Origin of the sequence: Halomonas sp. GFAJ-1, from assembly GCF_000236625.2 — a bacterium.
Classification (GTDB): Bacteria; Pseudomonadota; Gammaproteobacteria; order Pseudomonadales; family Halomonadaceae; genus Vreelandella.
In genome coordinates this window covers 47,698-72,750 of record NZ_AHBC01000040.1, presented here as the reverse complement: position 1 = coordinate 72,750, position 25,053 = coordinate 47,698, and the positions used below count along the sequence as shown (strand labels likewise).

At 54.2% G+C, this 25,053-nt stretch carries 20 protein-coding genes; 13 read left to right on the top strand and 7 right to left on the bottom strand.

Going from position 1 to position 25,053, the window contains the following annotated elements:
- Nucleotides 1-129 precede the first annotated feature (129 nt).
- From hutI to MOY_RS11485, 5 genes are all read left to right on the top strand, one after another.
- Nucleotides 130-1,344, top strand: coding sequence for an imidazolonepropionase (gene hutI, locus MOY_RS11505; protein ID WP_009099874.1), 1,215 nt, complete (start codon nucleotides 130-132; stop codon nucleotides 1,342-1,344).
- Nucleotides 1,334-2,296 carry a formimidoylglutamase gene (hutG, locus tag MOY_RS11500; RefSeq protein ID WP_009099873.1) on the top strand — a complete coding sequence of 321 codons (963 nt, stop codon included), beginning with the start codon at nucleotides 1,334-1,336 and terminating at the stop codon, nucleotides 2,294-2,296. The genes hutI and hutG overlap by 11 nt, the downstream gene beginning before the upstream one ends.
- A 54-nt stretch (nucleotides 2,297-2,350) precedes the next feature.
- Complete coding sequence (gene hutU / locus MOY_RS11495; RefSeq protein ID WP_009099871.1) at nucleotides 2,351-4,030, top strand: urocanate hydratase; 1,680 nt, start codon at nucleotides 2,351-2,353, stop codon at nucleotides 4,028-4,030.
- Nucleotides 4,031-4,059: 29 nt separating this feature from the next.
- On the top strand, nucleotides 4,060-5,595 hold the full coding sequence (gene hutH / locus MOY_RS11490) for a histidine ammonia-lyase (protein WP_009099869.1): 1,536 nt from the start codon (nucleotides 4,060-4,062) through the stop codon (nucleotides 5,593-5,595).
- A 74-nt stretch (nucleotides 5,596-5,669) separates the two neighbouring features.
- Nucleotides 5,670-7,016, top strand: a complete 1,347-nt coding sequence (locus tag MOY_RS11485; protein WP_009099867.1) for a Na+/H+ antiporter family protein — start codon at nucleotides 5,670-5,672, stop codon at nucleotides 7,014-7,016.
- 85 nt (nucleotides 7,017-7,101) lie between these two features.
- Here the strand turns inward: MOY_RS11485 and alr are convergent, their stop codons facing one another.
- Nucleotides 7,102-8,343: an alanine racemase gene (gene alr / locus MOY_RS11480; RefSeq protein WP_009099864.1), complete on the bottom strand. Its 1,242-nt coding sequence runs from the start codon at nucleotides 8,341-8,343 to the stop codon at nucleotides 7,102-7,104.
- Between the two features lie 329 nt (nucleotides 8,344-8,672).
- On the opposite strand from alr, the gene MOY_RS11475 reads away from it, so the two are divergent.
- Nucleotides 8,673-9,161, top strand: a complete 489-nt coding sequence (locus tag MOY_RS11475) for a pyridoxamine 5'-phosphate oxidase family protein (RefSeq protein ID WP_009099863.1) — start codon at nucleotides 8,673-8,675, stop codon at nucleotides 9,159-9,161.
- A 55-nt stretch (nucleotides 9,162-9,216) separates the two neighbouring features.
- Here MOY_RS11475 and MOY_RS11470 read toward each other — a convergent pair whose 3' ends face one another.
- The 5 genes from MOY_RS11470 to aspT all read right to left on the bottom strand — a co-directional run bounded on the left by MOY_RS11470 (nucleotide 9,217) and on the right by aspT (nucleotide 15,665).
- The gene (locus MOY_RS11470) at nucleotides 9,217-10,635 is read right to left on the bottom strand and encodes a TolC family protein (RefSeq protein ID WP_009099861.1); all 1,419 of its coding nucleotides are present in this window, start codon (nucleotides 10,633-10,635) and stop codon (nucleotides 9,217-9,219) included.
- A 107-nt stretch (nucleotides 10,636-10,742) separates the two neighbouring features.
- Nucleotides 10,743-12,566 (bottom strand): FUSC family protein, encoded by a 1,824-nt coding sequence (locus MOY_RS11465; protein ID WP_009099860.1) that lies wholly within the window; start codon nucleotides 12,564-12,566, stop codon nucleotides 10,743-10,745.
- The gene (locus tag MOY_RS11460; protein ID WP_235803697.1) at nucleotides 12,559-13,530 is read right to left on the bottom strand and encodes an HlyD family efflux transporter periplasmic adaptor subunit; all 972 of its coding nucleotides are present in this window, start codon (nucleotides 13,528-13,530) and stop codon (nucleotides 12,559-12,561) included. The genes MOY_RS11465 and MOY_RS11460 overlap by 8 nt, the downstream gene beginning before the upstream one ends.
- A gap of 92 nt (nucleotides 13,531-13,622) precedes the next feature.
- Nucleotides 13,623-13,949, bottom strand: coding sequence for a YtcA family lipoprotein (locus tag MOY_RS11455; RefSeq protein WP_009099856.1), 327 nt, complete (start codon nucleotides 13,947-13,949; stop codon nucleotides 13,623-13,625).
- Between the two features lie 3 nt (nucleotides 13,950-13,952).
- A complete protein-coding gene (aspT, locus tag MOY_RS11450) occupies nucleotides 13,953-15,665 on the bottom strand; it encodes an aspartate-alanine antiporter (protein ID WP_009099854.1) in 1,713 nt (570 codons plus the stop codon).
- Between the two features lie 364 nt (nucleotides 15,666-16,029).
- Here aspT and MOY_RS11445 point away from each other — a divergent pair, with 364 nt between their 5' ends.
- From MOY_RS11445 to MOY_RS11415, 7 genes are all read left to right on the top strand, one after another.
- Nucleotides 16,030-17,427: a glutamate decarboxylase gene (locus tag MOY_RS11445; protein WP_009099851.1), complete on the top strand. Its 1,398-nt coding sequence runs from the start codon at nucleotides 16,030-16,032 to the stop codon at nucleotides 17,425-17,427.
- A gap of 170 nt (nucleotides 17,428-17,597) precedes the next feature.
- Nucleotides 17,598-18,752: a linear amide C-N hydrolase gene (locus MOY_RS11440; protein WP_050949569.1), complete on the top strand. Its 1,155-nt coding sequence runs from the start codon at nucleotides 17,598-17,600 to the stop codon at nucleotides 18,750-18,752.
- Between the two features lie 320 nt (nucleotides 18,753-19,072).
- Entirely contained in the window at nucleotides 19,073-19,993 is a 921-nt protein-coding gene (locus MOY_RS11435) for a 3-keto-5-aminohexanoate cleavage protein (RefSeq protein ID WP_009099846.1), read from the top strand.
- Nucleotides 19,990-20,946, top strand: coding sequence for an L-carnitine dehydrogenase (locus tag MOY_RS11430; RefSeq protein ID WP_009099845.1), 957 nt, complete (start codon nucleotides 19,990-19,992; stop codon nucleotides 20,944-20,946). Before MOY_RS11435 ends, MOY_RS11430 begins: the two co-directional genes overlap by 4 nt.
- A complete protein-coding gene (locus MOY_RS11425; RefSeq protein WP_009099843.1) occupies nucleotides 20,946-21,401 on the top strand; it encodes a thioesterase family protein in 456 nt (151 codons plus the stop codon). Before MOY_RS11430 ends, MOY_RS11425 begins: the two co-directional genes overlap by 1 nt.
- Before the next feature lie 81 nt (nucleotides 21,402-21,482).
- The gene (locus MOY_RS11420) at nucleotides 21,483-23,168 is read left to right on the top strand and encodes a BCCT family transporter (RefSeq protein ID WP_009099842.1); all 1,686 of its coding nucleotides are present in this window, start codon (nucleotides 21,483-21,485) and stop codon (nucleotides 23,166-23,168) included.
- A 99-nt stretch (nucleotides 23,169-23,267) separates the two neighbouring features.
- Nucleotides 23,268-24,086, top strand: a complete 819-nt coding sequence (locus MOY_RS11415; RefSeq protein ID WP_009099840.1) for an alpha/beta hydrolase — start codon at nucleotides 23,268-23,270, stop codon at nucleotides 24,084-24,086.
- A gap of 7 nt (nucleotides 24,087-24,093) precedes the next feature.
- Here the strand turns inward: MOY_RS11415 and MOY_RS11410 are convergent, their stop codons facing one another.
- Nucleotides 24,094-25,041 carry an ABC transporter substrate-binding protein gene (locus tag MOY_RS11410; RefSeq protein ID WP_009099838.1) on the bottom strand — a complete coding sequence of 316 codons (948 nt, stop codon included), beginning with the start codon at nucleotides 25,039-25,041 and terminating at the stop codon, nucleotides 24,094-24,096.
- Nucleotides 25,042-25,053: the final 12 nt, after the last annotated feature.

The window sequence follows — 25,053 nt, the reverse complement described above, 5'->3', positions numbered from 1 at the left end:
AACTCCTGATCTTTCGCTTGACCGCTCTCCATTTTCTTATTTTTAGGCACCTTGACGAATTCACTTCAATTGACCTTAATTGTATATACATTATGCATTTGAAATAAGATTTCTTGAGAGGAGCTCCCTATGGCGAATGCAACGAATCGTCGTCTCTGGCGCGACATCAGCGTCTTCGATGGCGTGTGGACACTGCCCGGCCGCATGGCCGTTATCACCGAGGGAGCGCACATAATCTCCTTGTCGCCCATGGCTGAGTTCAATGAGCAACTCGCCAGTAGCTGCATTGAGATGGGCCACGGCGGTGTCATGACCCCAGGGCTTGTGGATTGCCACACGCACCTTGTCTTTGGGGGCTCCCGAGCAGAGGAGTTCGAAGCGCGGTTGGAAGGGGCAAGCTATGAAGAGATCGCTAAACGCGGCGGCGGTATTCTCAGCACCGTTCGCGCCACCCGCGAGGCTAGCGAAGATACCCTGCTTATGCTCGCTAAACCGCGCCTTGAAGCCCTGATCGCCGACGGCGTCACTACCGTGGAGATTAAGTCTGGCTATGGGCTAACCGTCAAAGACGAGCTAAAAATGCTGCGCGTCGCACGGCGGCTTGGCGAGATATTGCCTGTACGGGTGGTCACCACACTATTGGGTGCTCATGCCCTCCCCCCTGAATTCAAAAACGATAGCGACGGCTATATCGATCTGGTCTGCCAAGAAATGATTCCCGCAGCAGTGGCTGAAGGTCTGGCTGATGCTGTCGATGTTTTCTGCGAAAAAATCGCTTTTTCCGTAGCACAGTGTGAACGCGTCTTCGAAGCGGCACAGCACCACGGCCTCCCCATTAAGGCCCATGCTGAACAGCTCTCCAACCTAGGTGGCACGGCCATGGCCGCTCGCCACGGGGCGTTATCCGCTGATCATATCGAATACCTGGATGACGCCGGCATCGCCGCCATGCGTGAGGCAGGCAGCGTAGCCGTCATTCTGCCCGGCGCTTTCCACACCCTGCGTGAAACGCAACAACCACCTATCGCCGCGCTACGCAATGCAGGTGTGCCCATGGCAGTGGCAACCGATGCCAACCCCGGCAGCTCCCCGCTGTTTATGCCCACACTAATGCTCAACCTGGCCTGCACACTGTTCCGTATGACGCCTCAAGAAGCGCTTGCAGGAATGACCGCCCATGGCGCTAGCGCGCTGGGGCTGAAGGAACAAGGGCGAATCTACGAGGGTGCAGCAGCTGACCTGTGTGTTTGGAATGTTGAAGCCCCCGCCGAGCTCGCCTATGCAGTGCAGCCGGGGCGTTTGCGCCAACGTTTGCTTCAGGGAGTAGTGACCCATGGCGGCTAATAAGACAACGGCAACAATGATCGACATGTCACTCTGGCAAGGCCGAACAGACCCTGAAGCCAACAGCGAGCGTTGGCATCAAAAGATCCAGCCACTCAGCCAAACGGCAATTCCGGGCTGCGCACTGGTGGGTTTTGAAAGTGATGCAGGGGTTGCCCGCAACCAAGGACGTACCGGCGCAGCTAAAGGCCCGACAGCTTTGCGTAAAGCGCTGGCACCACTTGCCTGGCACCGTACTGGGCCAGCTTATGATGCCGGGAATATACGCTGCGAAGGCGACGCACTAGAAACGGCACAACAGCACCTTGCCGATCATTTAAGTGCGTTACTCAACGCGGATCATTTTCCCATTGTCGCGGGTGGTGGTCATGAGGTGGCCTATGGCAGCTGGTTGGGGCTTGCCCAACACCTCACAGATAAGGGTGAGAAAGCACCGCGCATAGGCATTATCAATTTTGATGCCCACTTCGATCTTCGGGACCCCTCCCACGTCCGCTCTTCGGGCACCCCCTTTGCGCAAATTGCTGATGAATGCGCCCAACGCGGCTGGCCATTTCGCTACGCCTGCTTAGGCGTAAGCCGCGCTGCCAATACCCGCGCTCTGTTTAGCCGCGCAGCGGAACTCGGAGTGATGGTTCGCGAAGATAGAGACTTTCAGCCCGCCCAACTGGAGAGCATTCGACGCGACCTGGAGCGCTTAATGGTGCGCTGTGACCACCTCTATTTAACGATCGATCTGGATGTTCTACCTGCATCCGAAGCACCTGGCGTAAGTGCTCCTGCCGCCAGAGGTGTCTCACTCTCAGTGATTGAACCGCTGATCGAGGCCATCCGCGACAGCGGCAAGCTACGCCTAGCCGACCTAGCCGAGCTAAACCCAGCTCACGACACCGATAGCCGTACTGCCCGCGCGGCGGCCCGGCTTGTTTTTCAGTTGGCGCTCGACACCTAGCGAGCCCTGCTTACAGCAATCAACAACAAATCGACTAACCAGAGGAATTTCGCCATGTTACCTAACGACAAACGTCACGACGCATCTCGCAAGATTGGCGCCCCCACCGGTAGCACGCTTAGCTGTAAAAGCTGGCTGACCGAAGCCCCCATGCGCATGCTGATGAACAACCTTCACCCTGACGTGGCCGAGCGCCCAGAGGATCTGGTGGTATATGGCGGTATTGGCCGCGCAGCGCGTGACTGGGAGTGCTACGACAAAATTGTTGAGACGTTGCAACGCCTGGAAGATCATCAAACCCTGCTGGTTCAGTCTGGTAAGCCGGTAGGCGTATTTGAAACCCACAAAGACGCCCCGCGGGTGCTGATTGCCAACTCTAACCTGGTACCTGCCTGGGCCAACTGGGAGCACTTTAACGAGTTGGATAAAAAAGGCCTGATGATGTACGGCCAGATGACCGCCGGGTCTTGGATCTACATCGGCTCCCAGGGCATTGTTCAAGGCACCTACGAAACCTTTGTTGAGGCGGGCCGCCAGCACTTTGATGGTAACCTGACAGGCCGCTGGATTCTCACTGCGGGCCTTGGCGGCATGGGCGGCGCTCAACCTCTCGCCGCCACCCTCGCCGGTGCCTGCTCGCTCAATATCGAGTGCCAGCAAACCAGCATCGATTTCCGCCTGCGCACACGCTACCTGGATGAGCAAGCCGATGACCTGGACGATGCACTGGCGCGCATAGAGCGCTACACCGCAGAAGGCAAAGCGATCTCGATTGGCCTGTGTGCCAACGCGGCAGATGTGCTGCCCGAGCTGGTCAAGCGTGGCGTAAAACCCGATATGGTAACGGACCAAACCAGCGCCCATGACCCGCTGCATGGCTACCTGCCAGCAGGCTGGACCTGGGAAGAGTACGTCGCCCGTGGTAAATCACAACCCCAAGCCACCGTTAAAGCCGCCAAGCAGTCGATGGCAGTACATGTTCAAGCCATGCTCGACTTCCAGAAAATGGGCGTGCCGACTTTCGATTATGGCAACAATATTCGTCAGATGGCTCAAGAAGAAGGGGTTGAGAATGCTTTCGACTTCCCAGGCTTTGTACCGGCCTATATCCGTCCTTTATTCTGCCAGGGAATTGGCCCGTTCCGCTGGGCAGCGCTTTCCGGCGACCCGGAAGATATTTACAAAACCGACCAGAAGGTCAAAGAGCTGATCCCCGACGACCCACACCTGCACAACTGGCTAGATATGGCGCGCGAACGCATCAGCTTCCAAGGCCTTCCGGCACGTATCTGCTGGGTCGGCCTGAAAGATCGCGCTCGTCTTGGCCAAGCCTTTAACGAGATGGTCAAAAACGGCGAGCTTAAAGCACCGGTGGTTATCGGTCGCGACCACCTGGATTCCGGTTCCGTGGCGAGCCCCAACCGCGAGACCGAGTCGATGATGGATGGCTCTGACGCCGTCTCCGACTGGCCGCTGTTGAATGCCCTACTTAACACCGCCGGGGGTGCCACTTGGGTATCGCTACACCACGGTGGCGGTGTCGGCATGGGCTACTCCCAGCACTCGGGTGTGGTTATTGTCGCCGACGGCACCGATGATGCCCACGCACGCCTTGGCCGCGTGCTGCGTAACGATCCAGGTACCGGCGTTATGCGCCACGCCGATGCAGGCTACGAAATCGCTAAAGAATCTGCCCGTGAAAACGGCCTCGATTTGCCGATGCTGAACCGCTAGAAATTTAACAACGACAAGGAGTACGAATCATGCCCCACCTTGATATTCAGCCCGGCAAAATGACACTGGCGCAGGCGCGCCAGGTCTTTCAATCACCGGTCAAGGTTAGCCTGCCAAGCAGTGCTGACGAAGCCATTCAAAAAAGCGTGGATTGCGTCAACCGTGTGGTCGACGAGAACCGCACGGTCTACGGCATTAACACTGGGTTTGGGCTGCTTGCTCAAACACGTATCGCCGATGAAGACCTGGAAGCACTGCAGCGCTCGCTAGTGCTCTCCCACGCCACCGGCGTTGGCGCTGCGATGGATGATAGCCTTGTACGGCTCATCATGGTGCTTAAGGTTAACAGTCTGGCGCGGGGCTTTTCTGGCATTCGCCGGGAAGTCCTCGATGCGCTGATCGCCTTGATCAACGCCGAGGTATACCCGCATATTCCGCTTAAGGGTTCGGTGGGCGCCTCTGGTGACTTAGCGCCGCTAGCACATATGAGTGTAGTACTGATTGGTGAAGGCAAAGCACGCCACAAAGGCGAATGGCTCTCCGCTGAGGAAGCGCTCAAAGTCGCCGGTCTTAGCCCCATTGCGCTGGCTCCCAAAGAGGGCCTGGCACTGCTCAACGGCACCCAGGTATCCACCGCTTACGCGCTACGCGGCCTGTTCGATGCCGAAGACTTATATGCCGCCGCCACGGTCTGCGGCTCTCTGACGGTTGAAGCCACGTTAGGCTCGCGCTCGCCGTTCGATGCGCGCATTCATGAAGTGCGTGGCCAACGCGGCCAAATCGACGCAGCGGCGGCTTATCGGCATCTGCTCGGCGAAACCAGCGACATCGGCGACTCCCATGCCAACTGCGATAGAGTGCAGGACCCTTACTCCCTGCGTTGTCAGCCGCAGGTAATGGGGGCAGCACTGACTCAAATTCGCCATGTGGCTGACGTACTGGCGGTTGAAGTCAACGCGGTATCCGACAACCCATTGGTGTTTGAAGATACCGACGACATTATCTCCGGTGGTAACTTCCATGCTGAGCCGGTCGCCATGGCTGCCGATAACCTGGCGCTTGCCATCGCTGAAATCGGTTCGCTGGCGGAACGACGCATCTCCTTGATGATGGACAAGCACATGTCCCAACTGCCGCCCTTCCTGGTCGAAAAAGGCGGCGTCAACTCCGGGTTTATGATCGCCCAGGTGACGGCGGCCGCCCTTGCCAGTGAAAACAAAGCGCTAGCGCATCCGCATAGCGTGGATAGCCTGCCTACCTCGGCCAATCAGGAAGACCACGTTTCTATGGCCCCGGCGGCTGGCAAGCGGTTGTGGGAAATGGCCGACAACGTGCGTGGCATTCTCGCGATCGAATGGCTCAGTGCCTGCCAAGGACTCGATATGCGCCACGGTTTAAACACCACCGAGCCACTGGAGCAAGCCAAACAGTTGCTGCGTAAGCATGTTACCCATTACGACCAGGATCGCTTCTTTGCCCCAGACATTGAAGCAGCCAGCGACCTTTTAGCCGCCAGAACACTAAGCCACCTGCTTCGGCCTGGCACCCTGCCAAGCCAGCACTAAGCGGCTTTTCCAGCCCCGCAGCGAACGACTGCGGGGCTTCACCGCATTCAATTCCAACGACAAGAGTAGCTTCCATGAATGCTATCGTTTTGGCCATTTTAGTGATGGTCAGCCTCAGCTTGGCTCGCGTTTCCGTTGTCTTTGCTTTAATCGTCGCAACATTGGTCGGCGGGCTTTATGCGGGCATGCCCGTCAATGCCATCCTTGATTCCTTTAACGATGGCCTCGGTAACGGTGCCACCGTGGCCCTGGCCTACGCCGTACTGGGTGCCTTCGCCGTCGCACTCTCACGTTCGGGTATCACCGAGGTGATGGCAAGCCGCGCCATTGCGCGCTTTCAGGTAGATAATTCAGGCGGCAGTCGACGTATGGTGACCTACACCTTACTAGCCGCCTTGCTAGCCGCAGCAGTCAGCTCTCAGAACCTGATTCCGGTGCACATTGCCTTCATCCCGGTACTGGTTCCGCCACTACTCAAGCTGATGAACCACCTTGAGCTTGACCGCCGACTCGTCGCCTGCGTGATCACCTTTGGTATTACTGCCCCCTACATGCTTCTACCAGTGGGATTTGGTGCCATCTTTCTCAACGACATCCTGCTGACCAACCTGAACGAAAGCGGTGCCGAATTTGGGCTGGAAGTCACCCGAGGTATGGTACCCATGGCGATGGTGATTCCTATCGGCGGGATGGCGCTTGGCCTTGCAGTGGCTGTGCTATTTAGCTACCGCAAAAGCCGTCACTATCAAGACCGTGACCTCGCCAAAGGCGACGAGACGCAAGCAGAAGCGGCCCAACATCTGAAAGGCTGGCAAAAAGCTGTGCTGGCAATTGCACTCATTGGAACTGTTGCCGTTCAGCTCTACACCGGTTCAATGGTGCTGGGGGGTATCTTTGGTTTTGCCCTGCTATCACTGAGTGGCGTCTTCCGTTGGCACGAGCAGGACGGCATCTTTACCGAAGGCATGCGCATGATGGCCCTGGTCGGGTTCATTATGATTACCGCGGCTGGCTTCGCCAGCGTGATGCAGGCCAGTGGTGAAGTTGAAGCGTTGGTGAGTAGTTCCACGGAAATAATTGGTGATAACAAAGGCTTGGCAGCATTGATTATGCTGCTCGTCGGTCTCTTTATTACGATGGGCATCGGCTCTTCGTTCTCAACGATACCCATCATCGCCTCGCTTTACGTACCACTCGCGCTTAACTTTGGCTTTTCACAACTCGCCACGGTGGCGCTGGTAGGTACTGCAGCCGCCTTGGGCGATGCCGGCTCGCCAGCCTCCGACTCGACGCTTGGCCCTACCGCCGGTCTCAATGCTGATGGCCAGCACGACCATATCTGGGACAGCGTTGTGCCAACGTTCCTGCACTACAACATCCCGCTGATTGCCTTTGGGTGGGTAGCCGCCATGATGCTCTAACACTCCCCCAGACCTTTCCCCAAAACACAACCACCCCGCTCATTTAAGCGGGGTGGTTTCATAGCACGAAGCCTAATTCACAGAATCACTCGTTATCGCGGTCACTCGGTCTCAGTACTTTTGGGTTGGAGTTCCCCCACACCGTATAAAGATCAGCTAATAGTGCGTCGTTGAGCTCCTCAAGCTCTTCAATGGTAATACGCTCTTCGCCCTGGAGACCGTAGAGCACCACTTCATCACCCGGTGCCACACCTTCTATATCAGTAACGTCCACCATGGTCGTGTTCATTGATACTTTCCCAAATACTGGCACTCGCTCACCGTTGATCAGCACGAATGCGGCATCCGTGAACACACGCCGATAACCATCAGAGTAGCCAACGGGCAAGTTCGCCAGCAGGCTGTCACGCTCTAACACCCTTACATGGTCATACCCCACTCCGCTGCCCTGAGCATAATCGTTCACCGATGCAACACGCGTTCGGAAAGACATCACAGGCTTGAACTGTTCATAATGGGGCAAATCACCATATAGCAGACCGCCAGGACGCACCATATCAAGGCGTGCTTCAGGCACTTCCATAGTGGCAAACGAGTTAGCTGCATGAAGAATTAAGCCATCACGATCTAGGTTGGCCGTCTCGATTAGCCAATCACTCTGCTCATGAAAAACCTCTAGCCCCTGGCGAACAAAGTCCTCATCTTCAAAGGCAAAGTGAGTCATGATGCCCACCAGCTCCAACGATGCTAACTCTTGAAGCTCTAAGGCTTCCTGGCGTCCTGATTCGCTTTCAAGTGCCATGCCGTTACGCCCCATGCCCCCAGCATTCAAGCCTAAATGGTAGCGCAGCGTAACACCCGCTTCAGCCGCATCCTCAGAAGCCTGACGTGCAGCAGCTATGTCGCCGAATAGCTCTTCCATATCGTAATCAAATGCGCCACGTATCTCAGCAGGTGTTGCACTGCGTACCCGCATTAAACGCCCTTCGAAACCACTGGCCCTAACCACACGAGCCTCTTCATTGCTCGCGACACCAATGCAAGGAATACCTAACGCAATAACGGAAGGCATTAAATTAGCAATGCCATGGCCATAAGCATCGGCTTTCATGATGGCGCAGAGTTCAGCCTCTTCCCCCAATAACTCCTGAACATCACGAACGTTACTTTCGAAAGCAGATTGAGAGACCTCTACCCAGGCATTGGCACTAATGTGCTCGGGGCTATCAACAAGCAGAGCCTGATCGCTTAGCAGCGGAGCCGCATAGCTTGTGCTAGTAACAGCAGCCGTGATGGCCACAGCTAATAAGGTACGTGGATATTTCATGATCGAATCCTTGATTAGTTTTATTGTTAACAACCCACCAATCACATTAACTCATCTTAAGAATTACCCACGAGAGCACATGCCGCGTTTGGTAAAAAAAGCAGCTTTTAAACACAACATTCTTCTGAAAAACCTAACAGCGCGCCAACGAGCTAAGGGCAAACTCAAATCGATTTGCTGATATCGACAATGATAGCTACGCTGTTGTCAGGGTTTGTACAAAAAGCAATCATAAAAAATAGCTTTGGTATAAATTCTAGCCAAGTGGTGTGTAGTAGCACCCCTATTTGGCAATTACTCATTTTCAAATTCATAAGGAGTGTGGCGCTATGTCCAGCCCGGAACATAAGCAGAAGATCTGGAAAATGATCAAAGATATCAAGGTAGGCATGTTAGTGACGTTGGATAATGAGGTGCCCCGCGCACGCCCGATGCACCTAGTCCAGGATGAATATGACGGTACGCTATGGTTCTTTACACGCCGAAGCGCTGAAAAAGTGTTTGAAGCGAAGAGTGATCACGATGTATGCCTCAGCTTTTCTGACCAAGAAGAGGGTGTGTATGTTTCGCTTTCAGGCAAAGCGAGCCTGACCGATAACCGCGAGCTGATTGAAAAATACTGGAACCCTTTCATCGCTGCCTGGTTCCCTGAAGGTAAAGATGACCCCGATGTCGCTCTTATGGAAATCAAGGTGCAAATGGGCGAGCACTGGAAGGCAAAAGAGAGCAAAGCATTCCAGCTTTATGAGATCGCTAAAGCAAATATTAAAAAAGATGAAACCCCAAATTTAGGTGAAAACGAAAAATTTGGTGGCTAAACGTCTGTTTAAGCTCCCTGTGTTTAGATAGACACAGGGAGCTTTCAATTCAGGATTAAAAGGTGGCGGGTGCAGTGCGGTGGTTGAGACGACCTGTGGCAAAGGCGAGCGCTGTTGACGCTGCAAACGTATCGGAAAAAGCACGTGTCTGAATCAGACGCGCATCGTTCAAAGCAATCTTAGCTAAGCTAACTTCTGCCAGCGTTGCTAGGCCATTTTCGTAAAGGCCAAGCGATGTATCATAAGTTTCGCGTCCGGCTTCTACCAATGGGCCAGATGCTGTGTAAGCCGCTAAGCTGCTATGTAGTAGGTTATACGCTTCAACTATCTGGTAAGCGGCGGCGCTGCGAATTTCTCGCAGATCTTCTTCGGCAGCCTCGGCCTGGATTCTCGCCTGTGCCTGCTGGGCTTGACGCCGCCCTCCATCAAAAAGCGGCATGGTAAACACTACGCCCGCCAGAATTTCATCCAATGGACGATTCATCGAGCCTATGCTGCCAAAGCGGCTGTCACTCAACTCCACGTGCCCATGTAACTGCCCAATGTTAGCGACGGCGGCTACTTTGGGGCGAGAGCCTGCGGCTATAAGATCAATGCCTGATTGCGATGCGCGCACGCGTGCCAGAGCCGCCTGAATATCAGGGCGCTGGGCCAAAGAGGTCTCTATGAGTTCATCAAGCGGCCTGGGCACCTCGCGTGGTAACGTTCTCCCCGACAGATCAGCAACTTCCAGTGCTGTCATCGGTGGAAGCCCCATGGCATGGATGAGAGCGGCATGAGCACGCTCTACCCGATTGTTCGCCAACGTAAGATCGAACTGAGCCCGAGCCTCTATTTGCTGAGCCTGCGCCACCTCAGCCCTAATAGCCACTCCCTCTTGAAGCCGACCTTGTGCTACTTCGCGCAACGTTTGCGCATCTTCTAGGCGTTCCTGGTCAATTTCCACCTCAGACTTAGCTGCCATTAATTGAAAGTAGGCCTCGCTAACATCAAATATTACCTTTTGGTGTGCCCCATCAAAAATAACATTGCTGGCGATAGCAGTCTGCTCTGCCACTTCGCGAGCCGCATCACGAGCACCAAAATCAAACAGCAGCCACTCTACGGCTAGGTTAGGAAACAGCTGATACCCTGTCGCAGTAAGACGACCTGAGCCGATCCCAAGCTCAGGAATGCCCGGCTCAGGACGAGAAACCCTTTCATACCCTGCCAGCACATTGGCTGATAACTGAGGGAGCCGTGTAGAATCCACCACGTCTATCGCCAGCTCAGCCTCACGGGCACGCAGCCATGCAGCGCGGGTGGCGGGGCTATTACGCTGTGCAATATCAATCAGCTCTGGGAGGGTGTAGCGATGTTCAGAATCAATATCAACATCGAGAGACGACTGGGTAGAAAACTGAAAAGGAGCCAAGGAGCTTTCGGTAGTTTGTAAGGTCGCGGGCAAAGCAGCACTATTATCACCGAGATGCATTGGCATCTCGTCGATAGACGCCAATGTATTTGAGTATCCTCCTTGCTGCACACAGCCCGTTATTGCCCCACACGCTGCGACGAGCATTAATCGCTGAAGCGCTCTCCTCATGCTTTTTCCCCCTCTTCAGACAATAGATGGATCAGCGCAAACGCACGGTCGAGCGCGACATCACCGCTTCCCACAGCGTTGAGTGTTTCAAAGCGTTCGTGATTCGCAGATGCTTCCAAGGCAGCAGCCAGCGGCGCGGCGGCAGAGGCGCTCATAAGAGGTAGCAGCTGTGCCAACTGTAAGGCTACCGCAAGCCGCTGGGTACCTGCGGCGTCTGCTGCGCTTTCAAAGCGAGGCCACTCAAACTTCATCACTTCACTCGCATGCTGAGCGGTATCAAGATGGCCATAAACGGTTTCTAGCGCGTCCTCACCCCTCAGAACTCTGGCCATACTCGCGAGCGCCTTATCGGTCTCCAACGCTCGAGAATCCCCCGCTTTTTCCGGCCAGATCAATGAAAATACTAGCCCCATGATGGCGATACCCACAAGAATGCCGAGGATACGGTAGCCGGCATCCGCCAGGTCATAGTTTGGGCCAAAGCTTAGCGGTGAACCGGGCAGCACACAGATAAAAAACGCCAACGCCATTTGGAAACCAGCGTACTGCACTCTATATGATCCCGTTGCTACCCAGCCGGCTATAAAGCTGCCTATCGTGATCAACAAAAAGAGGTGCCCTGGATCACTCAGGTGAGGCACGACGAAATACACAGAAAAAACGCCCATGGCGACGCCAACAAGACAGCCAATAATGCGCAGGGTGCTTTTTTGAAGGGTGTCACCGGAGGAGCTAAGCGCCACCACAAAGCAGGTCACCATAGCAGTGTGAATTTCAAAAAGACCGATACTGGTATACAAGGTGTAGGTCAAAAAAACAGCCAACAACACCTTAAGAGCGAACCTGATATAGGTGGGGTTAGAAAACGCATCCTGATGGAAAAATGCGCTTTTTGCAGCGTGTGGTGCCGAGTTCGGCTGAGTAGCCAGAGGCTCGGCATAAGCACGTATAGCCTGCGCCACTGGATCTTCCTCTGTGGGTAAAGGCGTTTTAGCCTCACCCTGTGACAACTGAGACAAAAGCGAACTCCATTCCGGTGAACGCTTTCCTGCCACTGCCGCTGACTGTGCGACCGCAAGCAGCTGGAAGCTAGCCGACAGTTGTTGCGCCATCCGCTCATGCGATTCCCGCGATACTTGGCCCAAAAGGCGTGCCATCCCAAGGTGCTTCTCCCCCGCAGTGTTACCTTCTTGCAGCAGCGGTTCAGCATCGACGGGATCTCCGCCTGACAATAGGTGCGCCGATACTTCCAACCGTTCACGCAGCCGTTTCTGCACCAAGCGATATGGACTGCGACCAGCACACACTCCCAAGGCGGCAAGCAGCACCATAGGCACAAACACCACCATCCATACCCAGGTTAATGCGCGCACCACCAGCCCTGGCATGCCGATATAGTCGTAAGCAGACAGGATGAAGACGAGAATAAACCCAAGTAGACCCGCGGGCTCTCCCAATTTACTCGCACGTGCCAGCCACATGCTCCCGAAGGTAACGCCCCCCATCATGGCTAGCCGCAAAGCAGGTGAGCCTGCCACCAGCATCATCAGCACCACGCTAAGCGCAATAATGATCGTTACGGCCAGAATCAGACCAACGCCGATGACAATATTCTCCCCTGCGTTATCTCGGTACATGAGAAAAATGAGATAGCAGGAGAGCAGCGCCAACGGCACTTGAAGCGTCATGGTCAGCACGGCGGTCATGCCGCACAGTAACGCAATATGCAAAGACATCACTAGCCGTCCATCAAACGGCTTCAGCTCTGCAAGCAGCGTGCCGCCAACCCCTCGAGGGGATCGCTGGGGCGCGCTACTCATGCAACTGCACCGAACGGATGATCACCGAGGCCGAAGCACCAATGCGCATCAGTTCCTCCGGTGGATCATCAAGACGAATGGTCACTGGAAAGCGCTGCGCCACACGTACCCAGTCAACCGAGCTATCCACAATCGGCAAACCAATGATATTGATCTCATCCGTGGTTCTGACGCCATATCCTAGACTTTCAACCCGCCCGCTCAAGCGCTGATTGGGTGCCGACATGACAAAGACATCGACCGGCGCTCCAATATGAATATTTGGCAGCTCTGTTTCACGGAACAGCGCAGACACTCTCCATTCATCAGTATCAATCAGCGTAAATAGGGGAACGCCCACCATGACATGGGTGCCTACTCCAATATCTGCACCGGTAATACGACCAGAAATAGGGGCATAGACGTGGGTATCGCGCAGCTCTCGCTCTGCCATCGTTAGCGCTGAGCGTGCCAGATCAACCTGCGCCATTGCAGCGTCTAGCGAACCCACCAACGTTTGAGCGGCGGCCTGCTGACTCAACGTCTCATCCAGCGAGATCAGAGCATCTTGATACAAAGAGCGTGCGTTATCGACTTGCTGAGCCGTAACCATACCGCGGGGCAATAGGTTTTCCAGGCGCTCTAGCGTCTGACGAGTGAGCTCTACATGATTGCGGGCTCGATCAATCTGGCGAGTGGCGATGTCCACATTTGTGTCTTGGGCGGCAATTAAGCGGCGACCTGTCGCAACTTCTGCCTCGGCAGTACGTAGAACTGCTTGCGCTTGCTCGACTCTTAGCTCGTAAAACTCAGGGTCGATACGAAAGAGTAAGTCTCCCGCCTCGACAAACGTATTATTCTCGACGAAGACATCCACAACACGCCCCGGAACGTGGCTAGCAATGGGCACGGTCGTCGCTCTAATGGAAGCGTGGTCGGTACTGAGCGAGCTTTCTCGGAGCGTAATAACCCATATAACAGCCATGGCGGCTGCAGCTATTATTGCAAAACCTACTATGCGGACGAACATCGCCTTAATTGGAATGCGGTTCAATGCAGGCTTATGTTTTGTTTCGCTCATAGTGCCAGCTCTCCAGTCCATAGCGCCCAAATAATCACGCTAAATAGGATCGCTAAACATAAGTACACCAGCACCGGGGCCGGAAGATGTTCATTTAATCCGACACGTATAAAGGCCACTCTGATAAGTACGGCACCCATAATGCCGAGCAAAGAAGCCAGCAGCCATACAGGAAAGAAGGAACCATACAGTGGCATCGATGGCGCATGGGCCTGCATGGTGCAGCCAGTGAGCAGCACAAGCGCCACGCTCCCTAGGGTCAGTTGCTTAAAAACGTGCCTTACAATCATCGCAGCAGTTAACAACCTATTAAGCGTCAGCACTACTCATCCCCCTGACCCAATATTGAGAAGCAAGACAATAGCGAGCCCCCATAGCGTTAGCAGCGTGTTGGAAACTGCGTAAGGTACGGTGTAACCAAGCATAGGTACGTTGCTTTTGGCCACCTCTGACACCATGGCACCAGAAGCGGTGGACGTTCGAGCACCACCACAGCAGCCAAGATTAATAGCAGGATCAAAGCGGAAAATATACTTACCAATTAGAGGCGCAAGTACCATGGGCATACCCGTTGCAAATAGGCCTGCAAAGAAAATACCGAACCCCGCCTGCTGAAGGCCTGCAATAAAAGTAGGACCAGCACTAATGCCCACCACCGCAATAAAGACGTTAAGGCCCACCGAGTTCATAAACCAGAGTGTTGACTCTGGCACATTGCCCACTCTTGGGTTCACCGTGCGATACCAGCCCAAAATAATACCCGCTATCAACGCACCGCCAGAAGTTCCAAGCGTAATCGGCACCCCGTGGAGAGGTAGAATCAGCGAGCCTATTAGCCCCCCGACACAGATCCCAAGCCCCACTAATACCATGTTAGTGATTGTGGCTGGCCTATCTGCATAGCCAAGCGCTTCAACCACTCTCGCAGTATGGGTAGCGGTACCCGTGATGCGCACGATATCACCCCGATGGAGCTTGGTTTGCGCCAGTATCGGCACCTCTACACCAGCCGAGCCACGGCGAACGCTGTTTAAGTAGACACCGCGGGCAAAAGGCTCCTTGGCAAGTTCAATCAATTGACAACCATCAACGGATTTAGCGGTTACCAAAACATCCACAGCCTCCACAGGGATATCAATAAGCGCCCGATCTTCAACTTCTTCGGTCATATTTGATAGCGCTACCAGCGCTTGCCGACGACCGGAAACAGCCACTACATCGCCTGCTTTCAACACCAGGTCGGGGGTAGGCTCGACAACCTGATTATGTTGGCGCACCCCTTCAATAAATAGCCGCTCGCCGGCTGCCGCCTCAGCCTGGGCAAGGGTCATTCCCTCCACGCGACCACCTGCAGGAATTCGAAATGCGCGAATTTCATGCTGATGCCAGGCACTTCCCATTCCTCCTGAAGGTGCTCCAATGGAGTGCTCGCGCTCATAACGCGCGCACTCCGCCGCGATATCAACGCGCAGCAGTTTTGGCCCCAGATACGCCAATATCCAGCCTGTTCCAACGGTGCCAAAAATATAGGTAATGGCGTAGGCAACGGGAATGAGATTTTCTTGGTCAGCTATTTGCTCTGGCGACATACCAGTGCGCGCCATCGCATCCGTCGCAATACCGATAGAAGCGGAGATCGTTTGTGAGCCTGCCAGTAAGCCAGCGGCCAGACCCGGGCCGTATCCCGCTACCATGGCGGCTCCTGCAACACAGGCCAAGATGACGCAACAAACCACCACAGCAAACAGTGCTTGAGGCAAGCCATCAGAGGCGATACCTCTAACAAACTGCGGCCCCACGCCAAAACCAACGGCAAATAGAAACATAATAAAAAAGATAGACTTAATCTGATCTGATATATCAATACCTAGTTGCCCAACCACAATACCGGTCAGCAGCGTTCCCGTTACAGCGCCAAGGCTAAATGATCCAAACCGTCTCGCTCCGATCCAGTAGCCGACTGCTAACGTAATAAAAATCGCCAGCTCCTGATGATTGCGAAGAGTGGTCGGTATCCACTCAACTAAATAATTAACCATCGTCTTGTTCGCTCCCTGCTAGCGTTAATTTAACGTTACCTCATATTTAACGCTAGTCGTCAAAAATCGCCATCAATGCTTAATTTAGTTTTTATTTACAATACAACTACGCTACAGATCCACGCAATAAAATTTAAGCAGCATCTCTATAGCAGCGCTCGCAGATTATAAGAAAAATAATTTTTATAACAAAAAAATCATTTCCTTTCCTACATTCAGGATAAAAAAATCCTACCAAAAAGATAGCAAGCTAAAACAATCATCAAAGAGAAGCCAAATAATAATTTATTTTTGAATAAAAAAACTTTAAATTTCGATAGCCTTAGGCTTATCTTTACAGAAAGACATCATGGAGAGAGCAGAAATGAGTGATCAGAACCATACTGAATCAAGCAAAATGTCGCCTTGGGATATGTTTAACATGGAAGTCCCTGAAGATCATATGCCACGCCAAGGTATTCATCCACGTGCTGCTAAAGCGATTGTTAACAGTGAAGCATGGACAGATGCTCGCCCGGAGATGAACCTGTCATCCTTTGTTACAACATTTATGGAGCCGGAAGAGGTCGAGCTAGCCAAAGAACACATTCTTAAAAACCATATCGACCACGATATGTATCCACAACTGTTCAACATGGAACGCCGAATGGTGAAGTGGCTGCATACGCTGTGGAACGGCCCACAGGATGTTGAGCCCTACGGCGCGGCTACCGTCGGCTCATCCGAAGCCTGCATGCTTGCAGGGCTTGCTCATAAATGGAACTGGCGACAGGCCCGGGAAAAGGCTGGTAAAGACACAACACGCCCGAATATGGTCACAGGCGGAAATGTCCAAATTGTGTGGAAAAAATTCCTTCGCTATTTCGACGTTGAACCAAGAATCGTGCCCCTCAAACCTGGCAACTACCGCCTGACCGCCGAGCATCTTGAAGAGTATGTCGATGAAAATACGATATGCGTTGTGGCGATTGCGGGTCAGACCTTCACCGGTGAAGATGATGATATTCAGGAAATTCATGACTGGCTAGATGACTATGAGAAGCGCACGGGCATCTCTATTCCTATGCATATCGATGGCGCCTCAGGTGGGTTTGTTAACCCCTTCTGTTACCCGGAATATGAATGGGATTTCCGCCTTCCCCGTGTAAAGTCCATCAATGCTTCTGGACATAAATTTGGGCTTGTACCGCCTGGTCTTGGATGGGTGATATTCCGTGAAAAAGAGGTCTTTAATAAGGATCTAATTTTTTATGTGAACTACCTGGGCGGGGAGATGCCTACAGCAACGCTTAACTTCTCGCGCAATGCCGTTCAGATCGCTTTGCAATACTATGGCTTCATACGACTGGGGTTTGATGGCTATCAGCGCATCATGACCAAAACGGTCGAGAACTCTCAGTATCTGCGCGACCTGCTGATAGACAGTGGCTACTTCACCATCATGAATGAGACCCAACGCATCCCTGTGGTCGCCCTTACGCTTAAAGAGCAGTACAGCAATTTTAATGAGTTCGACGTGTCCGCCAAAGTGCGCGAGCGTGGCTGGGTGCTATCCGCCTACACCATGCCACCCGCCGCTGAAGAAGTTCGCTCGTTGCGCATCGTCGTACGCCCACACCTAAACAAGAACGTTCTCAAAGGGTTAGCCAACGATATCATCAACGCCTGCAAGTGGTTAGAGGAGTACGGTGGCAACAGCAAGCCTCCCGAACTACATACCCATGCCGCAACGGCGTACAAAGTCGCGCCCAGCAAATGTTGATTAAATATGTAGCTCGCGCCTAATCACAGAGCGCTGGCTGGAGCATCTGATAGCCTGCGGAAGCCAGGAGTGGCAGTGTAAAACAGTCAGAAGGCTGCCACTCACAACGCTAATAAACGCTGCCCTCTATTGTGTGTTTCAAGGCTATGCCTTTCTGCAAGGATCACGACATGTCCCAACGTAAAAAATCGACACTATCTGCGCTAACGGTGGCTGTATCAGGGTTGTTGATAGCGCCCGCACTCCTGGCGTGCACATCACTACTCTACAGTGATGCTCACAACAACGCCTATGCTGGGCGGACATTGGAGCTGCCTATGGAGCTTCCTTATAAGGTATCGTACTTCCCACAGGGCGCTACGTACGGCTCACAAGCAGATAAACACCATGCGCTTGATTTTACAGGGCAAAACGCTTTTGTCTCTATCGGCGTGCCCGACCCAATATCCGGTGATGTTAAAGTGGTTGAGGGTCTCAACGACAAGGGTTTAACGTTCAGCCTTCTGGCGTTCCCAAGTGCAGAAGGCCCAACCGACATGGTGGATAACACCCAAGCGGTACTAGCGGCCATAGATCTCGGTGCCTGGGCTCTGTCACAGTTTGATACGGTTTCAGCGGTGAAAGATGCACTAGCAGAGCAGCCGACTATGGTAACGTCGTTACTTCCCGGACACCTGCTCAGTACGCCGTTTCACTATGTTATTCATGATGCTAGCGGAGAGTCGGCGGTTATTGAGTTCTTTAATGGTGAAAAAAACATCATTGATAACCCTTTAGGTGTTATGACGAATGGCCCAGAGTTCTCCTGGCACATGACAAACATGAATAACTACACTCACTTAAGCAATATTGACCACTCACGCCTTGACGCCCAAGGTGTTCGTTTAGAGCAACCAGATTCAGGTATAGCAACAGCCGCACTACCTTCTTCTAACACCTCAGTTGGCAGGTTTGTGCGTGCTTTTTACTATGCAAACTTCGCTGAAAAAGCAGAAACCCCCGAGAGAGCTATCACAACGCTGTCGCAAATAATGAATAACTTTGACCGCCCCCGAGGCATCACAATAGATAACCGTTTTAAAGACGGTATCGCCAACATTACGGCACCGGGTGTGCATGACAACCGCGTCTATACTTCAGAGTATACGTCATGGGTCACGCTTACTGATTTGGCGCAGAGGAAGCTCTACGTTCGCACATATGACAGTCTTAACTATATGAGTATTGACCTTACAGAACTGACCGATATTGAAGAGATCAAGCATGTGTCACTCAGTGATCTTCATAGTGACATGCATAACGCGACAGCCGCTCTCGCTAACTGAGTCAAAGGTTAATTAAAACGACCGATTTACTAATAGTATAGTGAACAACACTATTCTTTTAGCTTGCCATCGCCTACCACTGGTCTAAACGTACGTTTTAAGGTCTACACTCAGCGCCGCCCTGCTAGCCTATGCTAGGGGCGGCATTTCTTTTTGCAAATAATGCAGCTACGCACCTCGTACCTTCTGAACCCGAGATCAGTAACTAAGTCGAGCCACTTATGTCGCCTTGCAATTTCTTTGCGTCGCTTAGCGCACACTCAGAGTCAGCACTTGTTGCCACAATAGGGCCAAACCCTTAGCCCTAAAAGGAGCAGCAAGTGAATAGAAACGTGATTTTAACCTGTGCAGTCACTGGCGCTGGCGACACGACAACAAAAAGCCAACACGTACCCATCACGCCGAAGCAAATAGCCGATGACTGCATTGCCGCCGCGAAAGCCGGGGCTAGCATAGCGCATATTCATGTGCGCGACCCAGAAACGGGTGGCATCAGCCACTCGCTAGATCACTTTCGCGAAGTGATGGAGCGTGTGCGCGAAGCCGACGTGGATATCGTTATGAACATCACCGCAGGCGGTGGCGGCGACTGGATTCCTGACGCTAATGACCCCACCCGTGGTGGCCCCGGCACGGACATTCAAACACCGGCTCAGCGCCATGAGCCGGTCGGTGAACTACTGCCCGAACTGTGTACGCTCGACTGCGGCAGCCTCAATTTTGGCGATATGGTCTACGTAAACCCCGCTGACTGGCTTCGCGAACACGCCCGCTTGGTACAAGCTGCGGGCGTTAAACCGGAGCTTGAGTGTTTTGACCTGGGCCACGTGTGGTTTGCCCGGCAACTGCAGAAAGAGGGATTGATTGAAGGCGATCCTCTTTATCAGCTCTGCTTGGGTATTCCCTGGGGCGCTGAGGCCGATCCTGAAACCATGTTAGCCATGCGCAATAAGCTGCCAGAAAACGCCCAGTGGGCCGCCTTCGGTATCGGTCGTCATCAAATGCCCATGGCAGCCCAAGCCGTGCTGCTAGGCGGCCATGCCCGCGTTGGCCTGGAAGATAACCTCTACCTAAAAAAAGGCACCCTAGCCACCAACGCCCAGCTGGTAGAGCACGCAGCTACGTTGATTGAGAACCTGGGCGCCCGCGTGATGACACCCGCTGAAACGCGCGCGCACCTCAAACTACGTAACCCGCATACCGGTGGTATTGAAGGTCAGGCTAATGGAGGTCAATCATGAGCCAACAGCTCACGGTTATCGGCACGGGCGTTATCGGCAACGGCTGGATTGCACGGGCGCTCGCAAACGGCTGGGATGTTGTGGCCTTCGACCCAGACCCCGATGCACCACAGCGTACCCGCGCTTTCGTTGACAATGCCTGGGCAGCGCTGGAAAAGCATGGTCTCGCTAAAGACGCCAGCCCAACGCGGCTGCGCTTTGTAGACAGCTTAGAAGCAGCGGTGGAAGGTGCTGATCTGATCCAAGAAAACGTGCCAGAGCGTTTGGATCTCAAGCGTAAGATTCTGGCTGCGTTGGATGCGGCTAGCGCGCCAGAGGTGCTGATCGGTTCCTCTACATCCGGCTTCAAGCCCAGCGACTTGCAGCAGGCCTGTACACGGGCGCCGGGGCGCGTGATCGTTGCGCACCCCTTTAATCCAGTTTATCTATTGCCGCTTGTGGAACTGGTGGGCGGTGAAGCGACCGCATCTAACCAACTAGAGCGCGCCCGCACGCTTTACCAGGCGCTTGCTATGCGCCCTCTGGTTGTGCGCCGAGAGATTGAAGGGCACATTGCCGATCGCCTGATGGAAGCACTCTGGCGTGAAGCGCTGCACTTAGTCAATGATGGAGTGGCAACGACCGAAGAGATCGATGCCGCAGTAGTTTACGGCTGCGGTCTGCGCTGGTCGTTGATGGGCACCTTCCTCACCTTCCATTTGGCAGGTGGCGAACAGGGCATGCGCCACATGCTGGAGCAGTTTGGCCCAGCGCTAAAACTCCCTTGGACAAAACTGGAAGCCCCGGAACTCACCGATGAGCTGATCGACCGTGTGGTGGAGGGCTGTGAGCACCAAGCTGCGGGGCGTCCAGTGGCTGAGCTTGACCGCCGCCGCGATGACTTTTTGGTGGAGCTGCTGGGCTTGGTACAAAAGTATTGGCCCGAAGCCGAGGGCTTGGAAGGACGTATCTAATGGTCATTTTAGAGAGCCGTGTGGCTTCAAACTGGGTCGACTACAACGGACATATGAACGATGCCGAATACGCTCGGGTCTTCTCGCTGGCGGTCGAGGCGTTAATGGAGCACGTCGGCCTAGACGAACCAGGCCGTGCGCGCCACGGCTACACCCTCTATACCCTTGAAACACACCTCTGCTATCGCCGCGAGGCTCACGAAGGGCAGCCACTCAGCGTAGAACTGACGCTGCTGGATCGCGACACTAAACGGCTGCATATTTTCTTCAAGCTGCATGACGAGGAAGGCAGCCTGTTAGCGACCAGCGAGCAGATGCTAATGGGCATCGACAGTGATACCGGCCGCCCTGCCCCCTTCCCCCTATCCGTTGAGCAAGCCATTGATGCGCTGCCCCTAGCGGCGCCCTCGGCTTGGCCGTCACAGGCTAGCCGAATCATCGCTATACGGCGATAACAACACGAAAAACAATAAGAACCGTCCGCCAATACGGGCGGTTCATCGGGACTGCCGGCCCGACGCCCGGCCCAGGAGGACATGAATATCGCTACGCCAACCCCCCCTCATCGACCCACGCCGCCTCATAACAATTCACCAAAGGCCGAGCTCAGCACTGACTACATGGTGACTGAGCTGGCGCAAGGCGGCTTTTTCCAAGGCATGCACAAGGGCATGACGCTAACCGCGAGCGCGCTTGTGCTGCTTTTTGTACTTTTCACTGGGTTTGGTTCAGAGACCGCGAGCGGCGTCTTTGGTACCACACGCGCCTGGATTGAGAGCACCTTCAGCGGCTACTACCTCGTAACCGTCATGCTGCTACTCGCCGTCTGTGCCTTTATCATCTTTAGTCGCTTCGGCAGCGTAAGGCTTGGCGCTGACGATAGCCGCCCGGAGTTCAGCAATTTTGCGTGGTTTGCGATGTTGCTGTCTGCCGGCATTGGCATTGGCATTCTGTTTTTCGGCGTCGCAGAACCCGTCTTCTATCTCGACGATACCGGCGCCTTTGGCTATCCCAACAACCCTCATGCAGATATGGCGGGTGCTACCGCGATTGGGCACGAACGTGCTATCGATGCGCTACGCGTGACCCTTTTTCACTGGGGGCTTCACGGCTGGGCCATCTATGTCATCGTGGGTATGTCACTGGCTTATTTTGCTTACCGAAAAGGCTTGCCACTCGCACTGCGCTCGGCGCTTTATCCGTTTATAGGTGAACGCATTTTTGGCCCTATTGGTCATCTCTTCGATATCCTGGGCGTACTGGGCTGCGTATTTGGTGTGGCAACATCTCTGGGCCTTGGGGTTAGCCAAATGGCCGTTGGGTTAGAGCGGCTCGTGGGGGTTGACCCTGGGCTAACTACTCAGCTGATGCTGATTGCTGGCATTTCAGTTATCTCAATACTTTCCGCTGTATCCGGCGTACGTGGCGGTATTCGTCTTATTTCAGAGTTGAATATTTGGGTATCCCTGATTGTCGTCGGCATTTTCCTCATTGCAGGCCCCACGCTGTGGCTCATCATGACCTTCGGCGAGACGTTACTCGACTACGCCATCAACTTCATTCCCATGGGGCTTTGGTACGCCGATGAGGAGGGAGACGCCGCCTGGCAACAGGGCTGGACAATCTTCTACTGGGGCTGGTGGCTCGCCTGGGCTCCCTTTGTGGGCCTTTTCATTGCCCGCATTTCCAAGGGCCGTACATTGCGCGAGTTTGTACTGGGCGTTCTGTTAGTGCCTACCCTGATCATCTTTGTTTGGCTGATCATCTTCGGGGGCAACGCCATGCACCAGGAGCTTTATGCCACGGGCGGACCGGGCAGCGCTGGCATTATAGAGCTAGTAAACGCCTGGAACCTACCGGCTGCACTGTTTGCCACGGCGGATGGGATTGTGGGTAGCGGTACCTTTGGGTGGATTCTCTCAGCCCTCATGGTCTTTCTGCTAATGAGCTGGTTTGTTACCTCTTCAGACTCAGGGACGTTAGTGCTCACCACTATTTTGTCGCTAGGCGATAACGAGCCGCCCATACGCTTTCGCGTTTTCTGGGGCGTAGTGATTGGCTTAGTCGCGGCGGTGCTGCTGGTGGCAGGCGGTCTAAGCGCACTGCAAACAGCGCTGATTGCAGCTGCTCTACCGCTGAGCGTGGTGGTGCTGGTAATGACAGCCGGCGTACTGCTTTCGCTGTTCCGCGAGTCGCTTAATACAGGCCGTAAGAAACGTTGAGCTAAGGCACACGATGACACTAGGCGTCTCTCGTTGACGCCTAGTGCTCAATAAGCCTCGGGAGGTTAACGAAAGCAGCCGTGAATAACGAGTATCGCTATGAATATCGACACCTTTATCACCCGCTTTGAGCGAGGCTTAGCTAACGTCACGCGTAGTACGCCCGCAGAGGCGCGCCAGCGCTACGACCAGCTGTGCCAAACATTTGCCCCACCTAACCCAGCCGGCATGCGCATTACCGACGAGCCTTGGGAAGGCAGCGTACTTCGGCATTTTATTCCTGCCTCCGCCAAGCCGGGTCGCATTATGTATATTCACGGCGGGGGGTTTACGCTGGGATCCGTCCACAGCCACCATGGTATTGCGGCAAGCCTAGCTGACCGACTCTCGCGCCACGTTGTCAGTCTCGACTATTGCTTAGCGCCTGAAGCGGACTACAGCGACATGCTGGGGGAGTGCTTAAGCGCCACCCGCGTGATAACGCCTGCTGCCATCGTTGGTGATAGCGCAGGCGGGCGCTTGGCGCTGGACGTGTTAACGCGGCTAACGCATAGCGTTCCGCTAGGGCTTATTTATCCGCCGGTTGGCCCGCTTAACCCACAAACGCTGGGTCCTGATGCCCCGCTGCTTAGCCGTAACGATGTCTTATCACTGCTTTCTTTCTGCCCGGGGTTGAACACTCAGATCGATGCACTCCCACCCAAAGCGCAGCTGGAAGTGCTTAGCGTTGAGCACGACCCATTAACCGCTCCACTTGAACAAGCCGTTGCTGCCTGGCGCCGTAACGGTGTGCAGGTAGGGTATCGCAGCGCCAGCACGATGGTGCACGCCGCCTTACATGCCCATGCCCTGCTGCCAGAAATGCAAAGCGCCTGGCAAGATTTTTGCCAGGCGCTCAACCAACGATTAGAGCATTAACGCTCAGTTACTGGTAATTGGCGCGCACTGCCTCTATTGCCGGCTGACCATTTTTCGCCATGACCCCCTCCAGCCAAGTCTCTACAGTGCTTAAATTGGCACTGATCCACTCAGAGGCCACCTCATCCGCGGGACGATCTTCGTAGCTATAGCTATGCACCCAGGCATTTTGATCCTCAATATCCACCACATATTGAGAAAGGAACCTATGCAACTGGGGGTCTTCTGCCGCCATGCTGGCAGGCACAATCGTCCATACAGTGCTCCCAATTTGAGCAATACCGGCACCTTCGGCATCATCCAGATAGGCCATATCGAAGCTGACGTTCATCCAGTGGGGTTCCCAGCCTACAAAGGTCACCCACTCGCCGTTGGCCATTTTCTGCTCGGCTTGCGCCAGCATTGCCGCCGTAGAGCTCTCTCTGAGCGACCAGTCGCCTAGCCCCACAATATCGTTATCAATCGCCGCGAGGATCGCCGTGTTAATACCGGTGCCCGCCTCGATGCCCTGTATCTCGCCGTCGAAGCGGTCTCGGTGGGCGTCCAGGTCGGCCACCGACGTTACGCCGGCGTCATACACGTACTGCGGTACCACTAAACCAGAGTTCGCTCCCTGAATATTGGAGACCAGTTTTTCCACTTTATTATCGGCCACCAGCGGCTCTACCATATCCGTCTGCACCGGATACCAACCGCCCAAGTAAACATCCACATCGTTACGGGTTAAGCCAGCCAAAATAACACTAACCGCTAAATCTCGTTGGCGGGTTTGGTAGCCCATCGTTTCCATCAGCTGTGCCGCTACCTCGGACTTCACGGTAACTCCAGGCCAGGGCGGCACACCAAACCGCACCTCATCAAGGCCAGCCGATGCAGGGGCGGAGACAGCCAACGCCGTGAAACCTGCCAAGCTGAGTGCGCCAATACTTTTCACACCAATGAATGTACGCTGCATTATTATGTCCTC

Coding starts and splice junctions, on each gene's coding strand:
- hutG (WP_009099873.1), top strand. CDS start 1,334: ATGGCGGCTAATAAGACAACGGCAACAATGATCGACATGTCACTCTGG.
- hutU (WP_009099871.1), top strand. CDS start 2,351: ATGTTACCTAACGACAAACGTCACGACGCATCTCGCAAGATTGGCGCC.
- MOY_RS11470 (WP_009099861.1), bottom strand. CDS start 10,635: ATGCATCTCGGTGATAATAGTGCTGCTTTGCCCGCGACCTTACAAACT.
- aspT (WP_009099854.1), bottom strand. CDS start 15,665: ATGGTTAATTATTTAGTTGAGTGGATACCGACCACTCTTCGCAATCAT.
- MOY_RS11460 (WP_235803697.1), bottom strand. CDS start 13,530: ATGGCTGTTATATGGGTTATTACGCTCCGAGAAAGCTCGCTCAGTACC.
- MOY_RS11420 (WP_009099842.1), top strand. CDS start 21,483: ATGAATATCGCTACGCCAACCCCCCCTCATCGACCCACGCCGCCTCAT.
- MOY_RS11415 (WP_009099840.1), top strand. CDS start 23,268: ATGAATATCGACACCTTTATCACCCGCTTTGAGCGAGGCTTAGCTAAC.
- alr (WP_009099864.1), bottom strand. CDS start 8,343: ATGAAATATCCACGTACCTTATTAGCTGTGGCCATCACGGCTGCTGTT.
- hutH (WP_009099869.1), top strand. CDS start 4,060: ATGCCCCACCTTGATATTCAGCCCGGCAAAATGACACTGGCGCAGGCG.
- MOY_RS11485 (WP_009099867.1), top strand. CDS start 5,670: ATGAATGCTATCGTTTTGGCCATTTTAGTGATGGTCAGCCTCAGCTTG.
- MOY_RS11445 (WP_009099851.1), top strand. CDS start 16,030: ATGAGTGATCAGAACCATACTGAATCAAGCAAAATGTCGCCTTGGGAT.
- MOY_RS11430 (WP_009099845.1), top strand. CDS start 19,990: ATGAGCCAACAGCTCACGGTTATCGGCACGGGCGTTATCGGCAACGGC.
- MOY_RS11425 (WP_009099843.1), top strand. CDS start 20,946: ATGGTCATTTTAGAGAGCCGTGTGGCTTCAAACTGGGTCGACTACAAC.
- hutI (WP_009099874.1), top strand. CDS start 130: ATGGCGAATGCAACGAATCGTCGTCTCTGGCGCGACATCAGCGTCTTC.
- MOY_RS11475 (WP_009099863.1), top strand. CDS start 8,673: ATGTCCAGCCCGGAACATAAGCAGAAGATCTGGAAAATGATCAAAGAT.
- MOY_RS11410 (WP_009099838.1), bottom strand. CDS start 25,041: ATGCAGCGTACATTCATTGGTGTGAAAAGTATTGGCGCACTCAGCTTG.
- MOY_RS11440 (WP_050949569.1), top strand. CDS start 17,598: ATGTCCCAACGTAAAAAATCGACACTATCTGCGCTAACGGTGGCTGTA.
- MOY_RS11465 (WP_009099860.1), bottom strand. CDS start 12,566: ATGAGTAGCGCGCCCCAGCGATCCCCTCGAGGGGTTGGCGGCACGCTG.